This is a genomic window from Deltaproteobacteria bacterium RBG_16_64_85, assembly GCA_001798885.1.
Taxonomy (GTDB): domain Bacteria; phylum Desulfobacterota; class Deferrimicrobia; order Deferrimicrobiales; family Deferrimicrobiaceae; genus FEB-35.
The window spans coordinates 1-15,418 of the sequence record MGQW01000072.1 but is presented as its reverse complement, the minus strand read 5'-3'; the positions used below and the strand labels follow the sequence as shown (position 1 = coordinate 15,418).

At 62.9% G+C, this 15,418-nt stretch carries 16 protein-coding genes and 1 pseudogene; 9 read left to right on the top strand and 8 right to left on the bottom strand.

Going from position 1 to position 15,418, the window contains the following annotated elements:
• The first annotated feature begins 41 nt into the window (after positions 1 to 41).
• From A2Z13_03210 to A2Z13_03200, 3 genes and pseudogenes are all read left to right on the top strand, one after another.
• The gene (locus A2Z13_03210) at positions 42 to 920 is read left to right on the top strand and encodes a hypothetical protein (protein ID OGP77116.1); all 879 of its coding nucleotides are present in this window, start codon (positions 42 to 44) and stop codon (positions 918 to 920) included.
• Between the two features lie 2 nt (positions 921 to 922).
• Positions 923 to 1,138: pseudogene (locus A2Z13_03205) on the top strand (hypothetical protein).
• A 152-nt stretch (positions 1,139 to 1,290) separates the two neighbouring features.
• Entirely contained in the window at positions 1,291 to 1,770 is a 480-nt protein-coding gene (locus tag A2Z13_03200) for a hypothetical protein (protein ID OGP77072.1), read from the top strand.
• A 371-nt stretch (positions 1,771 to 2,141) separates the two neighbouring features.
• On the opposite strand, the gene A2Z13_03195 is transcribed toward A2Z13_03200, so the two are convergent.
• The 7 genes from A2Z13_03195 to A2Z13_03165 all read right to left on the bottom strand — a co-directional run bounded on the left by A2Z13_03195 (position 2,142) and on the right by A2Z13_03165 (position 9,455).
• Entirely contained in the window at positions 2,142 to 2,663 is a 522-nt protein-coding gene (locus A2Z13_03195; GenBank protein ID OGP77071.1) for a thioredoxin peroxidase, read from the bottom strand.
• A 144-nt stretch (positions 2,664 to 2,807) separates the two neighbouring features.
• Complete coding sequence (locus tag A2Z13_03190) at positions 2,808 to 4,067, bottom strand: hypothetical protein (protein ID OGP77070.1); 1,260 nt, start codon at positions 4,065 to 4,067, stop codon at positions 2,808 to 2,810.
• 85 nt (positions 4,068 to 4,152) lie between these two features.
• Positions 4,153 to 6,288, bottom strand: a complete 2,136-nt coding sequence (locus A2Z13_03185; protein OGP77069.1) for a hypothetical protein — start codon at positions 6,286 to 6,288, stop codon at positions 4,153 to 4,155.
• On the bottom strand, positions 6,285 to 6,698 hold the full coding sequence (locus tag A2Z13_03180; protein OGP77068.1) for a methylmalonyl-CoA epimerase: 414 nt from the start codon (positions 6,696 to 6,698) through the stop codon (positions 6,285 to 6,287). Before A2Z13_03180 ends, A2Z13_03185 begins: the two co-directional genes overlap by 4 nt.
• Positions 6,699 to 6,724: 26 nt before the next feature.
• Positions 6,725 to 7,732 (bottom strand): inorganic phosphate transporter, encoded by a 1,008-nt coding sequence (locus A2Z13_03175; protein OGP77067.1) that lies wholly within the window; start codon positions 7,730 to 7,732, stop codon positions 6,725 to 6,727.
• Positions 7,725 to 8,354: a phosphate transport regulator gene (locus tag A2Z13_03170; protein ID OGP77066.1), complete on the bottom strand. Its 630-nt coding sequence runs from the start codon at positions 8,352 to 8,354 to the stop codon at positions 7,725 to 7,727. The genes A2Z13_03175 and A2Z13_03170 overlap by 8 nt, the downstream gene beginning before the upstream one ends.
• A 51-nt stretch (positions 8,355 to 8,405) precedes the next feature.
• Positions 8,406 to 9,455: a 2-nitropropane dioxygenase gene (locus A2Z13_03165; protein OGP77065.1), complete on the bottom strand. Its 1,050-nt coding sequence runs from the start codon at positions 9,453 to 9,455 to the stop codon at positions 8,406 to 8,408.
• A 107-nt stretch (positions 9,456 to 9,562) separates the two neighbouring features.
• Between A2Z13_03165 and A2Z13_03160 the strand changes: the two genes are divergently transcribed.
• Positions 9,563 to 10,531, top strand: coding sequence for a hypothetical protein (locus A2Z13_03160; GenBank protein OGP77064.1), 969 nt, complete (start codon positions 9,563 to 9,565; stop codon positions 10,529 to 10,531).
• A 209-nt stretch (positions 10,532 to 10,740) separates the two neighbouring features.
• On the opposite strand, the gene A2Z13_03155 is transcribed toward A2Z13_03160, so the two are convergent.
• Positions 10,741 to 11,484 carry a hypothetical protein gene (locus tag A2Z13_03155; GenBank protein OGP77063.1) on the bottom strand — a complete coding sequence of 248 codons (744 nt, stop codon included), beginning with the start codon at positions 11,482 to 11,484 and terminating at the stop codon, positions 10,741 to 10,743.
• Positions 11,485 to 12,022: 538 nt separating this feature from the next.
• Between A2Z13_03155 and A2Z13_03150 the strand changes: the two genes are divergently transcribed.
• From A2Z13_03150 to A2Z13_03130, 5 genes are all read left to right on the top strand, one after another.
• On the top strand, positions 12,023 to 12,211 hold the full coding sequence (locus A2Z13_03150; GenBank protein ID OGP77062.1) for a hypothetical protein: 189 nt from the start codon (positions 12,023 to 12,025) through the stop codon (positions 12,209 to 12,211).
• 67 nt (positions 12,212 to 12,278) lie between these two features.
• On the top strand, positions 12,279 to 12,461 hold the full coding sequence (locus tag A2Z13_03145) for a hypothetical protein (GenBank protein OGP77061.1): 183 nt from the start codon (positions 12,279 to 12,281) through the stop codon (positions 12,459 to 12,461).
• A gap of 58 nt (positions 12,462 to 12,519) precedes the next feature.
• Positions 12,520 to 13,434 (top strand): hypothetical protein, encoded by a 915-nt coding sequence (locus A2Z13_03140; GenBank protein ID OGP77060.1) that lies wholly within the window; start codon positions 12,520 to 12,522, stop codon positions 13,432 to 13,434.
• On the top strand, positions 13,431 to 14,612 hold the full coding sequence (locus A2Z13_03135; protein OGP77059.1) for a hypothetical protein: 1,182 nt from the start codon (positions 13,431 to 13,433) through the stop codon (positions 14,610 to 14,612). The genes A2Z13_03140 and A2Z13_03135 overlap by 4 nt, the downstream gene beginning before the upstream one ends.
• 207 nt (positions 14,613 to 14,819) lie before the next feature.
• Positions 14,820 to 15,418, top strand: a 599-nt coding sequence (locus A2Z13_03130; GenBank protein ID OGP77058.1) for a DNA-binding response regulator, incomplete at its 3' end; no start/stop codon positions are given.

Sequence of the window (15,418 nt, the reverse complement as noted above, 5' to 3'; positions counted from 1 at the left end):
AGATGCTTCCCTTCAACGAGGCCGCGGCGAGCAACGTGCGCATGTCGAGGCTCCTTTTCCTTCTTCTGCTCGTCGCCTTTTTCGGGCTCGGGGGGGTCATCGGGAAAGCCTACGGAAGTCTCGAGCTCGGGCTATCCCTCGCCCTGATCCTGTACGCCATCCTGGCTTCCACCGCCTACTTCAGCGGTTCCTCGATCGTCCTCTCGATCCACGATGCCAGGGAAGCCGATCCCGAGGAACATCAGCAGCTTCGGAACGTCGTCGAGGAGATGAAAATCGCGGCGGGACTGCCCATGCCGAAAGTGTACGTGATGGACGCACAGGGAATCAACGCCTTCGCCACGGGGAGGAAGCCGGAAGAGGCAACGATCACGGTGACCACGGGTCTCCTTGGCCGACTGAGCCGGGAGGAGCTCCAGGGCGTCATCGCCCACGAGATGGCGCATGTGAAAAGCCGCGACACGCTGTACAATGTCAACGCGGTCGTGCTCGTCGGCGCCATCGTCCTGCTCTCGGACCTGTTCCTGCGCGACACGTTTTTCTTCCGGGGAAGGGGACGAAGCGGGGGCGGGGGGGGAGGCCGTGGAAACGTCGCCTTCCTGCTCCTGGGAATCGTGCTCGCAGTGCTCGCCCCGCTGGCCGCCCGGCTGCTCCAGATGAGCATCTCCCGGCAGCGGGAGTACCACGCCGACGCCGCGGGGGCGGAGTTCACGCGAAACCCGCTGGGGCTGGCTTCCGCGCTGGAGAAAATCTCCCGGGAAGGGGCGGAGGTGCCGGGGGAGAACCGGGGCACCCAGCACCTGTTCATCGTGAACCCGCTCCGCACGTTCACGGCCGATTCCTCCGCGCTGATGTCCACGCACCCGCCGACGGAGCTGCGCATCCAACGACTGAGAGCCATGGCAGGAGTAGGAGGCTAGACATGCAGCGAAAGGTGACGATCTTCGGGAAGGACAGCTGACCCTACACCATCCAAGCTCGTAGGGACTACGAGAAGGCCGGTGCGGAGGTGACGTACAAGGATGTGCAGCACGACAAGGCGGCGATGGCCGAGATGACGTCCTTGACCCGGGGGGGCCGCGACGTGCCGGTCCTCCTGGAAGAAGGCAAGGTGACCATCGGCTACGGGGGCACCTGAGCGGTGTGAGGGCCGCGGCCGTGCGCCGCGAAAACGAAGCCCCGGCAGGTGAAACCGAGGGAGGCAGCGCAGCCCCGCCGGGGTTGAACGTGCCTCTCCCGCCGTGGTATTCTTGGCGCTGCCTCATCCACTATCGCCGGAGGACCCCATCGATGAAATTCAGCGAAGAGGCGCTCAAGTATCTGAACCTGGGGATCGAGTCCGAGATCGCCGCGTACGTCTTCTACAAGCGCGCCCGGAAGCTCGTCGCGGACGAATCGCTCCGGAAGACCCTCGAAAAGCTCGCGATGGACGAGAAGGGGCACTTTCTCATCCTGGAGAACGAATTCGACGAGAACGTGCGCTCCGAGTGCTGGGCCCCCTACAAGGACATTCTCGGCAGGGAAGGACTTCCCGACATCGACGAGCTGGTGCAGGACACCCACAAGGAGCTGCTCGGAAAGATCGCGAAACTGAAGGGGAAGAAGGAAGTCCTGGAGCTGGCGCTCTCGCTCGAGAAGGAAGCCTTGGGGCTGTTCAGCGACGCCTCTTCGAAGTCGAAAAGCCCGGACGTGAAGAAGGTGTTCGACCACCTCGCAGCTTTCGAAAAGGGCCACGTCCAACTGATCGAGAAGGAGCTCTCCGCGCTCTAGCCCCGCCCCGCCACATACGCACCCCGGCGGGATCGGCTGCGTTTCCTGGTTCCGCGGGATTCCTCGCGGGGGGCTTCCTCTCCGCTACGCTCGCCGCAATCCGCACCTCGCTCCACAGGCCGCTGCGAGGAACCCCCCGCTGCGTCATCCCGCGGAGACAGGGAACTCGTACCCACAGCGGTACGCGCCCTCAACGGAAGGCGCTTCGCGGGTGGTGCGTGCCACAAGCGGAAGGTGCAAACTGCAGGGGGTTCGGCGGAGCCGCCGCAGGAGGGGGGCGCAGTGAGGTAAAGCGCAGCCGTGCGGGTCCACCGCACGGCGAGAAGCCACGAACGGAGCCCCCCTCCGAGGCGGCGCAGGCGGCACGCCCCTCAGGCGCGGATGAACGCCTTCCCCGGCCGCCATTCCGCGGGGCACAACTCCCCCGTCTTCAGACTCTGCAGGACGCGGAGCACCTCCTCCACGCTTCGGCCGATGCCCAGATCGTGGACGAGCATCCACCGGATGACCCCCTCGGGGTCGATGATGAACGTGCCGCGAAGGGAGACGCCGGCATCCTCGAGGAGAACGCCGTAATCGCGGGCCGTCTGCTTGCGGATGTCGGCCAGAAGCGGGAAGGAGATCTCCCCAAGCCCGTGCTCGACCCATGCCAGGTGGGAGTACTTGCTGTCGACGCTCACGCCGAGGATCTGGCAGTCCTCCCGGAGGAAGTCCCTCTCCCTGCGGGAGAACTCGAGGATCTCGGTGGGGCATACGAAGGTGAAATCGAGCGGGTAGAAGAAGAGAACGACCCACTTCCCCTTGTAATCGGTCAGCTTTACCGTCTTGAACTCTTTCCCGACCACCCCGTCCAGAGTGAACTCCGGCGCACGGCTTTTTACCATCGCAGGCATCCTTGCACCTCCTTAAATGTTGTGGATGTACCTTATAGAAGTCCGAAATCGACCTTTAGAAGCGGAAGAGGCGCGGATGGATTCGGAAAAAAAGGGGGCGACCGAATGGCCGCCCCCTCGGAGTTCCTGGCTTGCGCCGGGCGTTTAGAACTTGTACCCGACGTCGAGCGCCACGAGGTGAGCATCTCCCGTCCATGTGCCGTTGAAACCTGCGGAGGCGGTCTGATTGTTCACCGTTCTGTCCTTCTTGTCTACGTACATGTAAGCAATATCGAACGTCCAGTTCCTCAATTTGTATCCCACCCCGGCGGTGTAATACAATTTGTCGGCGTCGGGAAGCTCGGGACCCATCGTCTCGGCCGGGACCGGCGTGGGATCGTAGCGGAACCCGAGCCTGAGCGCCAAAGGATCCGATACACGGTATTCTCCCCCGACATGCAACGCCACCACGTCTTTCCAGTTTTTCGCCGTGGTAGTATCCACCAGGACAGGAGGCCTTTCATCCTTTATGTTGATATCAAGACTATGGAAACTGTGCCAGAAGGTCCAGTCTGCGTCCACTTCAAGGGTCAGCCGGTTGACTGTGTAGGCAACTCCGATCGTAGCGGTCGCCGGCATGTTGATTGTCGCGGATCCCTTGGTGTCAAATGAGGTCGCCCCTCCGAAAAAAGTGGCGGACGTGGGGCCATTGATATTTCTGATTTCCACATCCCCGTCTTTGACCTCCAATGAAAATGGACTCCTGTAGGAAACTCCCACTTTCAAATCCTTCGATGGCGTAAGCAATATCCCGAAGTTGTATCCCCAGGCATCCCCGTTTCCTTCCAGTTTCGAATTGTAGAGATTGCCTCCCAATGCGACGCTGAAAGGGGTTTTCTCCAATATTGCACTCCCGTACATGAAATCGATCCCCGCACCGATCGACAGGACCTCGTTGACCTTCCACGCCACCGTGGGGTTGACGACAATCGTCATCAGGTCGATCTTTGTGGTCTGGTTCCGGAAGATGCTCGTGTTGGGGTTCTCGTACTCCTGGCCCAGACCGAACGGCGAGAAAACGCCGACGCCGTAGGCGAAGTTCGGGGAAGCCTTCCTCGTGAAAAACAGGTTCGGGATGAAGAAATTCAGGTCCTTCTGCGTCTCGGCTACGGTTGCCCCGCCGGTGAGGGGCGTCGTGCCGGTGAATGTTCCCCCGTTTTCCTTCACGTAGGTGATACCACCCTTGAAGTTGCTCCCCTCGAGCTGGACGATGCCCGCGGGATTGAAATAGATCGCGGAAGGGTCGTCCGCCTGCGCGGTGAAGGCGAACCCCATCCCCATCGCTTTGGCCCCCGCCTCGGGAAGTCGGAATCCGGCCGCCATCGCCGACGTGGCCGAGAACATCAGGACCACCAGTACGGACAATCCTCTCGCGACTCTCATCGTCTCCCTCCTTCTGAATGGTAGTTCAGCACCGATCCGAAATTGCCTTAACATACCGTTTTGCAAATCAGGGGGCAATAGAAAATACGGACCAAAACAATGAATACTGTTCATTATCTCCGGGAGGAATGCGGATGGGGAAAAGAAGCCGCAGGCAAACCCCCTGGTGGAGCTTTTCCACACCCGACTCCGACAGCGATGCGGTCTCCACCGGATAGCGCAGGAGCGCGAACTCCCGGTCCGTCTTCGCGTTGACCGACACCTTACGCCATCCGTCCACGATCCGGAACTCCCGCAGGACGGCCGTCACGCCGCGGGAGGAAAGCGCCGCATCCTGCCCCACCCCTTCATATCTTCGGTCCGGCCCGCTCCCCGAAAGGAAGTTCAGGTTCCACTCCGAAGCGAACCTGCCGGAGACCGTCTCCTTCCCCTGGTTGATGAGGCGGTACCGGACGTGGAACCCCTCGTCCCCCGCGTTGACCTTCAGCACTTTTTCCAGCGTGAGCTCGACCCCCGGAGCCGAGAGCGGCAAGTGCTGGGAGAGGACGATCCGCGGGCCGCTGCGGGTGATCTCCACGCGTGTTTCCCTGCCCGCGGTGGCGCACAGGGGGGAAACGGCATCCCCGAGAATCCTCTCCAAGGGATCCTCCTCCCGGTAGATCGCCTCCCGGAAGGAGGCCCGCTGCCAGGGGTCGACCGACAGCGCCGAGAGCACCGACGGGTCCTTGAGGACGATGATGTCGTGGATGCTGGTCGAGCCGTCGAACGACCCGCCCGCCTTCCGGAGCTTCGCGTGGTACCCCTCCTCCCGCCGGGTCAGGACGTGCCCGAGCGTCACTCCCCGCGGAGGGAGCGAAATCTCCGTGATGGCGCCGCCGTCGTGCGCGTGGACGAGGAGCGTGAGGGCGGGCGTCTTCAGGAGCACCTCCGCCCCGCCGTCGAGGTCGAGGTCGCCCCGGACGGTTTCCGTCCAGCGGGTCTTGCCGGCGTGAAGCACACGGTCCGACGCCTCTTCCGCACGGAGCAGGTTCCGGTAGGCCGCCTCGCGGAGGTGGTTCAGGTACAACCCGCCGAAAACCCCGTGCCAGTAGGCATCGTTGCACTGGGCCCGGTAGAGGAAATCCCGCCCCGCAGCGTCGGCGCCCTTGCGGGCGGCCTCCTCCACCCTTCCGCTTACCCACCACATCCGCTTGTGGAGCTGGTTGGCCTCCTCGTACTTGCGCAGGAAGTTCCGGAAAAATCCCCCCTGTACGAACGGCTTCATCTCCGCCATCCCGCCCGCGCGGAAGTCGCGGAGCAGGTCCCCGAACCGCGCGGCCCGGCCCGGCGGAAGAGCCCATTCCCCCATCTCGATGTAGGAGCAGGTGGGAAGATAGACCCTTCCCCGCACCGGCGCTCGGGCGGCGTATTCCCCGAAGGTCATGGTCGTGAATCCGTCCCGCCTCGCCCAGATCCCCTCGAAGAAGCGCCGGAGCCACCCCTCCTCGTAAACGCTTTTCCGCGTCCCGGGCCAGACGCCGAACTTCTCCCCGTCGTCCGCGAAGATCGCCGCCGGGTAAGGAACATCCCTCGACGTCATCCGGTCGATGGCGCGCAGCGTCTCCTCCACGTCGCCGAACGGAATCAGGTACCGGAGGAGCTCGCTTCCCGGGAACACGCGAACCGACGCGCCGCCGGCCTCGGTGAGGTAGACTCCGTCCAGCTCCATGGGCTCCAGCCCCGCCCGCAGGAAATGGTAATCGTCCAAGGGGAAATACTTCACTCCCGCCGCTGAGAGCGGCGCCACCAGGTCGGGTTCCCAGACCCGCTCGGCGAGCCAGGCACCCTCCGGCCGCCTCCCGAAAAAGGTCCGGACGCTCTCCGCCAGGGCGCGCACCTGGCCCAGCCGGTCCCGCTCGGGGAGGAGCGCGAGGATCGGCTCGTACATCCCTCCGCCGATAATCTCCACCTGTCCCCGGGACGCCAACTCCTTGAGGAGCCGCAGGATGTCCGGTCGGTTGTCGGCGAGCCAATGGAGGAGAAAGCCCGAATAGTGGAGGGTCAGCTTGATCCCGGGAAAGCGCTCGAGGGTCTCGAGAAACGGCAGGTAGGCGTTCCTGCTTGCCTCCTCGAGGACGAAATCGAAGTTCCCCACCGGCTGGTGGTTATGGAAGCACAAAAGCAGCGTTCGGACGGAAGCCGGAGCGGGGGAAGAGGTACTCACGGGCGGTCGTCCCCCTCCTGGGCGAACTCGGTCAGGACGCCGAACGTCGACTTCGGGTGGAGAAAGCCGATCTTCATGCCGTGCACGCCGACTCTCGGGGTTTCGTCGATCAGGCGGGCCCCCTTCTCCTTTGCGCGGGCGAGCGCCGCGGCCGCGTCCTCCACCTGGAAGCAGAGGTGGTGGATCCCCTCCCCGTTCTTCTCGAGGAACTTCCCGACCGGGCCGTCCGGCGAGGTCGACTCGATCACCTCGATGGTGCTCTCCCCCACGCGGAACACCGCCGCCCGGATCTTCTGCTCGGCGACTTCCTCGATGCCGACCAGGTCGAGCCCCAGGACGTCGCGGTAAAATGGAATGGCGTCGTCGAGCTTCCGGACCGCTACGCCGATGTGCTGGATCTTTCGGATCATCGTCTGAACCTCCTTGCGGGCGGCCGCTATCGATGGAGGAGGAAGAGCGGCCCGAGGATGTCGTAGGAGAAGTACCCGGCGGCGGCGGCGGCCGGGATGGTGAGGATCCAGGCCCACACGATCCTTGCGCCCACCATCCAGTTCACCCTCCGGTGTCCCTGGGAAAGGCCGACGCCCAGGATGGCCGAGGTGATGACGTGGGTGGTGCTGATGGGGATCCCCATCGCGGAGGCGGTGAGGATGACTCCCGCCGACGACGTTTCCGCGCAGAAGCCGTGGACGGGCGAAAGTTTCACGATATCGGTCCCGACCGTCTTGATGATCCGCCATCCCCCCATCGCCGTCCCCACGGCCATCGAGACGGCGCAGGAGAGGATTACCCAAAGCGGGATGTGAAAGGTATGGATCGCCCCGTACGAGGTGAGCGCCAGCGTGATGACGCCCATCGACTTCTGCGCGTCGTTGGAGCCGTGGGAGAACGCCATGAAGGCGGCCGACACGATCTGGAGCTTTCGGAACCCCCGGTTCAGGGGGGAGGGGTGATAGCCCCGGAAGATCCAGAAGATGCCGACCATGATGAGGAAGGCGATCAGCGTCCCCGCCAGCGGAGAGATGACGATCGCCGCAAGGATCTTCGTGATCCCTTCCCATTTGAGTACGCCCCATCCCCGTTCCGCCACCACCGCCCCGATGAGCCCGCCGATGATCGCGTGCGAGGAGGAGGACGGGATCCCGTAGCGCCAGGTGAGGAGGTCCCAGAAGATGGCGCCGATCAGGGCGGACAGGACGACGACCTGGGTCACCTGCGACGGGTCGACGATCTCCTTGCCGATCGTCGTGGCCACGTGCGTGGAGACCAGCGCCCCGACGAAGTTCAGCCCCGCGGCCATGAGGATAGCGTCCCGGATCGAGAGAGCGCGGGTCGAGATGCAGGTGGCGATCGCGTTGGCGGTGTCGTGGAAGCCGTTGATGAAGTCGAATACGAGCGCCGCAACGATGACCAGCGCAAGGAGCGCGAACGAGCTCTCAGGCATTCTTGAGCGCTACCCCTTCGAGTACGTTTGCGGCGTCCTCGCAGCGATCGGTGGCCGTCTCCAGGGTCTCGTAGACCTCCTTCCACTTGAGGATCGTGATCGGGTCCTTCTCGTGCTCGAAGAGGTAGGCGATCGCGTCGCGGCAGACGCGGTCCGCCTCGTTCTCCAGCGAGTGCACCTCGACGCAGTGCTCGTACACCCCGTCCATCCTCTTCCCCATGTTCTTCCCCATGTGGGAGATCCCGCGGTGGAGCTCCCGTACGGACTTGAGGATCAGGAACCCCAGCTCCTTGGCCTGGGGGGTCGACTCGGTAATTTTGTAAAGGGTGATGCGCGTGGAGGTAGAGTGGATCAGGTCGATGATGTCGTCGAGCGACGAGGCGAGCGCCAGGATGTCCTCGCGATCGATCGGGGTGATGAAGGTCGTGTTCAGCTTCTTGACGATGTCGTGGGTGATCGCGTCTCCCCGGTGCTCGACCTCTTCGATCTGACGAGCCATCTCCTTGACGTTCTCGAAGTTGTCCAGGAGGTTCTTGAGGAGCTCGGCACCTTCCCGGATGTTCTTCGACGCTTTCTCGAACAGGACGAAAAATTCCTGGTCAGTCGGGAGAATGCGGAACATGGAGCGACTCCTTCTGGTTGTGGGAAAGTGTCGGAAAAACGTTCTACGCGCTTATCGGCGAAGTTGACCGCCGGCGGGTTGCGGTCCACCGTTTGCCAGATCGGCCAGTTTGCGCTCCGCCGCGGACACCAGGTCTTCGATGATTTCGCGCACGGGCTGGATCTTCTTGACGAAGGCAACGCTTTGGCCCGCCATCAGGGAGCCATGCTCGATGTCCCCGTCCACCACGGCGCGGCGCAGGGCGCCGACCCAGAACTCCTCGAGCTTGACCTGGGCCTCCTCGCGGGGAATCTCGCCGGACTTGACCTTGCTCAGAAGCTCGAACTGGAGGCGGTTGAAGTCCTTCGTCCCCTCGTTCAAGATGGCGCGCACCGGGATGGTCGGAAGCGACGCGTCGAACTGCGAGCTCGGCATGGCGTCCCGGGCCTGGGCCTTGATGAACGCCTCCTTGAAACGGGGATGCGCCACGCACTCCTCCGCCACGACGAACCGTGTCCCCAGCTGGGCCCCCGCCGCGCCAAGCATGAGGTACTGGGCGATCATCTCCCCCGTGCCGATCCCCCCCGCCACGAAGATGGGAACCTCGGTGATGCTCAGGAGAAATTCCTGCGCGAGGACGGATGTGGCGACGGGCCCGATGTGGCCGCCCGCCTCGTTCCCCTCGATGACCAGGGCGTCCACCCCCTGCTTGATGAGTCGCCTGGCGAGGGAGAGCACCGGAGCGAAGCAGATCAGCTTGGCCCCGGAAACCTTGACCTGCTCGATGTCTTTCCCCGAAGGGATGCTCCCTGCGAAAAAGACGAACGGGGCCTTTTCCCGGACGACCACGTCGATCTGTTCCCGGAAGTTCGGGGCGACCGTGATCAGGTTGACCCCGAAGGGGAACCTCGTCTTCCGGCGGGTGGCTTCGATTTCCTTCGCCAGCAGGTCCGGGGGCATGTTTCCCCCGGCGAGGACCCCGAACCCCCCCTCGTTCGAAATGGCGGATACGAGGTTGGACTCGGACACCCAGGTCATGGCTCCGCAAAGGATCGCGTACCGGCTGCCGAGGAAATCGGTCCCCCGCTTCCAGGCCACCGGCAGATATCTCAACTCCGTCAATCGTCTCTCCCGCGGGCAATTCGTAAGACTATACCATAGGCGGCCGGCAAGTGCCGGTAAAAGGAAACGCCGGCGTTTTCGGCAATTCTTCTGCTATATTATGCGCCATGGTGCTGCGAAGCGAGTTGTACGACATCACCGTCGTCGGCGCCGGGCCGGTGGGGCTCTATGCCGCCTACTACGCGGGTCTCCGGGATTGCCGGACCAAGCTCATCGAAATGTACCCCCAGGTGGGCGGTCGGCTCATTTCCATGTACCCGGAGAAGGAGATCTTCGACGTGGCCGGCCACCCGAAGATCGTCGCCGCCGACCTGGTCCGGCTGCTCACCGAGCAGACGATGCAATACCGGCCCACGATCGTCCTTTCCGAGCGGGTCACCGGGCTCCGCGTCCTTGGTGAGCGAGTGATCGAACTGACGACGGTCAACGGGATCCATTACGCGCAGACGGCCATCATCGCGGTAGGGTGCGGCGCCTTCGTCCCCCGCAAGCTCGATATCCCGCACCTCATCGACATGGAGGGGCACGGAATCCACTACTACCTCAGGTCCTTCGAGGCGCTCCGCGGAAAGAAGGTCCTCATCGTGGGCGGGGGGAACAGCGCCGTGGACTGGGCGCTCTCCCTCGAGGGAATCGCCTCGGAGGTCACCCTGGCCCACCGGATGTACAGGTTCCAGGCCCACGAGGCGATGGTCGACAGGCTCCTTGCCTCCAGTGTCAACGTGAAGTTCCCCTACTTCACCCTGAAGGCCGTCCTCGGTGAGGACCACGTCACCGGCGCGGTGATCTGGAACGAGCGGAGCGGCAAGGAGGAGGAGATCGCGGTCGACGCGATCGTCCTCTCGATCGGTATGCTCACCAACCTGGAGCCGTTCCGCCAGTGGGGCCTGAACATCGTTGGGAGCGGGATCGCCGTCGCCCCCGACATGTCCACCAACCTGCCGGGAGTCTTCGCGGCAGGCGACATCGTCACCTACCCGGGAAAAGTCCTGCTGATCACAGCGGGGTCGGGAGAGGCCGCAACGGCGGTCAACTCCGCGAAGGAATACATCCTCGCCGGGAACCTCGGCCGCTGAGTCCGTCCGTCGTTGCGTTCTCGTCGCCGCGATCGGCTGCGTTTCCAGGTTCCGCTGGATTCCTCGCAGGGGGCTTCCTCTCCGATGCGGCATCCCGCGAGGAAAGGGAACTTGCAGCCGCGGCGGTACGTGCACCTAACGGAAGGCGCATACTGCGGGAGGGTACGGCGGAGCCGGTACCGGGCGCCCCTGGCGCGATGCGCACGGTGCTATGGATCACCCGTTCCCGCGGCGGTCCGCTCCCGCCACGCCGCCCGCAGGACTCCGGCACAGTTCGAGAAGACGCCGTCCGCGCCGCCGTCGGCCAGGCGGAAAAAAACTTTCGGATCGTTCACCGTGTAGGGGATCAGCAGCAGCCCCGCTCGTTTCACCTTCCAGACGCGAAGGAGAGAGAGCCTCCGGTGATCCGGATGGATCGAAGGGAGCGAATGCCGGAGGCAGAAGGCGATGTCGGAGGCGGAGGGACGGTCCGTGACGAGCCCGCAGGGGAGATCGGGGCGCAGCGAGCGTGCCGCCAGGCACTCTTTCCGCAAGCCGGAAGAAAGCGCCACTTTCCCCTCGTATCCCGCGCCCGAGAGGACCCGGCACACGGCGGCCACCCCCCCGGGAGTCTTGACATGGATGTTGATCGGGATCTTCCCCCGGAGGAGTTCCAGCACGTCGGCGAGAAACGGTATCGGCTCCCCGTTCTTGAGCTGGATCTCCCGCAGACGCGCCGAGGGAGTCGAGGCGACGGGAAGGTCCTTTTTCGCCGTTCGCCCCGTACGGGCATCGTGAAGGACCACCGGCTCGCCGTCGGAGGTCAGGCGGACGTCGAACTCGATCATGTCGGCGCCGTCGGCCGCGGCAAGGGCGATTCCGGCGAGGGAGTTTTCCAGGGCGCGATCCGGCGCCCCGCGATGCGCCACGATGAGCGGAGCCCCCCCCCGCCGTCCGAGGATTGATTTTTCCATAAGATTATGATACCGCGTACACCCTGATTTCGGACAGAATTCCCCACTCCTGGACCGATCTGTAAATCCACATTAAGAAATGGTTATATAACATGAAGTGATGGTATGACCTGAGTGGCCATGAAAAGTCTTGACAAGATATATTAAAAACAGTAAATCAGTCATATAAAGCAACCATGGAGATAGTATACGGAAAGTTCCCACACTTCAGAACGACCTTTAGGCGGCCTCCCTCTTTGACCGCGAGGGGATCTCCTCCCTTCCGGCATCTTCCTTGGAATTGTCCTTTCGGCCTGTTTCCCCACAAGGGATGGGTGGGGTCTTTATTGCGCTCTTGGAATCCTGTTCCTTTGGATGGTTTGCGGGCAGAAGGAAAAATCGAATAACAGGAGGAACCGGTGGTTTGGATGGTGCTGCTGAAGGGATGTGGGCTGATAGCGGCCCTGTTTGTGCTTTTGATCATCATGGGGAAGGTGAACCGGATGGCTCATCTCTACCTGAAACAGGATGAACCGCCCCAAGGGAAGTAATCTTCGGAATGAAGGTGATCAGCGGGATCAAGGTATATGAGGTGGAGGATCTCGTAGAACTCCTCCGCCTCAACCGCGTTACCGTGCAGAAGATGCTCCGGGAAGGAAGGATAAAGGGAGTCAAATTCGGAAAGCGATGGCACGTTACCGAGGATAACCTGAAAGACTTCCTCACCGGCAAGGCGAGTCCGGGTTGAGATGATGCATCGCCCGCTATCGGTGAGGAGGCACAGGAAGTAGTTCTCCCAGAGGAGAAAACCGGCCTTGGAAACCGTCACCGTCTACCGGCTGGATGACAAGACCAAAGAGATGATCCCTCTCGGGATTCTGGTGGAGCGACGAAAGACGGAACGAGGGAAGAACCCCCTCGGCCTGTTGAAATTGGCACGAAAGGAATTTGCGGAAACGGAGGATGAGTCGAAAAGAATTTTCATCAAGTACGAGTGATCCCGGTTTATGTTTTGATTCCGAGCCTGGGTGCGTATACGGTGTGGATATGCCCCGCGTGATCTACAACCCCGTCGCCGGCCCGAAAATCTTCTCGAAGATCGATCGGATTCGCGTTCTGCTCTCGGAGCGAGGGATTCCCTTCGAGATCGTCGAAACCTCGGGACCGGGCGAAGCCGTCCTCCTGGCGCGGGAATCCGCTTACGCGGACGCGGAAACCGTCATCGCCGTCGGCGGGGACGGGACGATCAACGAAGCGGCCAACGGGCTGGCGGGGAGCCGTACGCGGCTTGTCGTTATCCCCCATGGAACGGGGAACGCATTTGCGCAGGAGGTGGGGCTTCCGAAGAGCGTGGAAGGGTGCCTTAACCTGCTCGACGAGGGAAAGACGATCGAGATCCTGCTGGCCCGGGCGGAGGAACGGTACTTCGTCCTTCTGGCTTCCGCCGGGTTCGACGCCGAGGTCCTGGAGCGGATGGGCCACCGGCAGAAAAACGTACTGGGGATCGGGGCGTACGTCCTTTCCGGGATGCGGCACCTGCTCCGCTCCCAGCCCACGCTATGGATGGAGTTCCCGGACAGGGAACGAATGGAGGCCCAGGCCGTGATCGTCTGCCGGGGAAAGAAGTACGGTGGCGGCGTGACGATGGCCCCCGACGGCAATCTCGAAGGGAACGCCTTGCAGGTCGTCGCCCTGCGGAAAACCGGGAGATGGGCGATCTTCCGCTTCGCGATCAACGCGCTGCTGGGGAAACACGCTTCCTCCTCCGCCGTGGAAATCCGGGAGGCGCAGTCGGTGCTCGTGCGCTCCCGGATCCCCTCCGCCGCGCAGGTGGACGGCGACTACTTGAGCCCGCTTCCCGTCCGGTTCGAGATGACGGACGTCAAGCTCCGGATCGTCGTCCCTTCCTCCTACGGCGCCGCTCTCCCGGTGACGCCGGCTTCCCGACCGGACAACGGAGAGGAACGATGAAACCCCGTGTCCGGTGGCTGTCGCTTCTCGCAGCGGCCTCCATCTCGTTGCCGCTAGCGATCCCTTCCCCTGCACGTTCATTCGATTCGCAATACGTAAACCGGCGGGAAGCAAAAAACATCATCTTCATGGTCCCCGACGGCATGGGCCTGGCGGATGTGACCGCGGCCCGAATCTACAAAAACGGCATCGACGGCCCCTTGCTCCACTTCGAAACCCTGGAGCACATCGGCTACCAGAGAACCTACTCGGGAAACAGCACGATTACCGATTCCGCCTCGGCGGCTTCCGCCTGGGCCTGCGGCGAGAAATTCAACAACGGGGAGATCTGCTTCCACGGCGATGGACGGCCCAACCCTGCCAGCATCCTGGAATTGGCCAAGGGCATGGGCATGGCCACGGGCCTGGTGGCAACCTCAACGATCACGCACGCGACTCCGGCCGCGTTCGGCGCCCACGTGGCGAACCGCAGCTGCGAAACGGAAATTGCGAGGCAGTACATTGAAACAACCCGGCCCGACGTGCTCCTGGGCGGCGGTTTGAGCAAATTTCAACCGGCAAAAGCGGACCCCTGCGGGAGTTCCGGCGACTTGATCCCGCGTGCCATGAAGGCCGGTTACACGATCGTCCGCACCAAGGCAGAGCTCGATGCGGCCGTATCGGATAGCGCTTGCAAGCTGCTCGGGTTGTTCGCCATGAAGGGGATGACCCCCGATCGCCTGCGCACACCCGGCACCTCGGAACCCCGGCTTTCGGAGATGACCGCAGCGGCGCTGGGCCTTCTGGAGAAAAGGAGAATCGGCTTTTTCCTCATGGTGGAGGGCTCCCAGGTGGACTGGGGGAACCACGCAAATAACGTGCAGTACCAGGTCGGTGAGACGCTGGCTTTCGACGAGGCCGTCAAGACCGTCCTGGACTGGATCGATGCCAGTCCCGAAAGGAGGGAACATACCCTCCTCATCGTTTCCCCGGACCACGAGACGGGGGGATTCGCCGTCAACGGGCCGGCGGACCGGCTCCTTCGCCCCGGGGAGTACGTAACAGCCGGCTGGACCACGGGCGGGCATACCGGGTCCGACGTTCCTGTCTGGGGCCAGGGGCCAGGGAGTTCCGAGGTCGGGCGGGCGCTCAACAACACGGACCTCTTCCGGATCATGAGGAATGCGCTGGAACGCTAGGATTAGCCCGGCAGACGGCCCTGCCCATACCGTGGAGAGGAAATCTGAGATGATCCCCCGGGGGGAAAGACGCTCCGCCGGAGACATTTTGCGGGACCCTCCATTGGAAATTTATCCGCAATAGTGGATCGCACATGTCTTTCCATCGGGGAATCGGCTCCGCGACGGGATATAATGAGTGGCGATCCGGCATCCCCGGGAGAAGCGTTGGGCCGATCCATTCTCATCGTCGAGGACGAGAAGGAGATCCGGGATCTCCTGGTCCACTACCTGCGCAAAGAAGGCTTCCAGCCCCTGGTCGCCCAGGACGGCGAAGAGGGCCTTTCGAAGGCCCGGGCGGAAAAACCGGACCTGATCCTGCTCGATATCCTCCTGCCGAAGATGGACGGGCTGGAGCTGTTGAGGAAAATCCGCGCCGACCGGGAAATCGCGCGTACCCCGGTGGCAATGCTCACCGCAAAGGGGGACGAGACGGACCGGATCGTGGGCTTGGAGCTGGGCGCCGACGACTATATCCCAAAGCCGTTCAGCCCGCGCGAGGTCGTGGCCCGGATCAAGGCCATCTTCCGCCGCAGCCAGAAGGCGCCGGAAGAAATGGAAGAGAAGGTCTTCGAATACGACGGATTGCGGATGGACGTCTCCCGCCACGAGGTCCGCTTCAAGGGAAAAGCCGTCTCCCTGACCTCGAAGGAATTCCGCATTCTCCAGGCGCTCCTTTCGGCGCCCGGCCGGGTCCTCACCCGCGAATCGATCTTGAAAAAAGTCTGGGGCGAGGGAACGTACGTCATCGACCGCACGGTCGACGT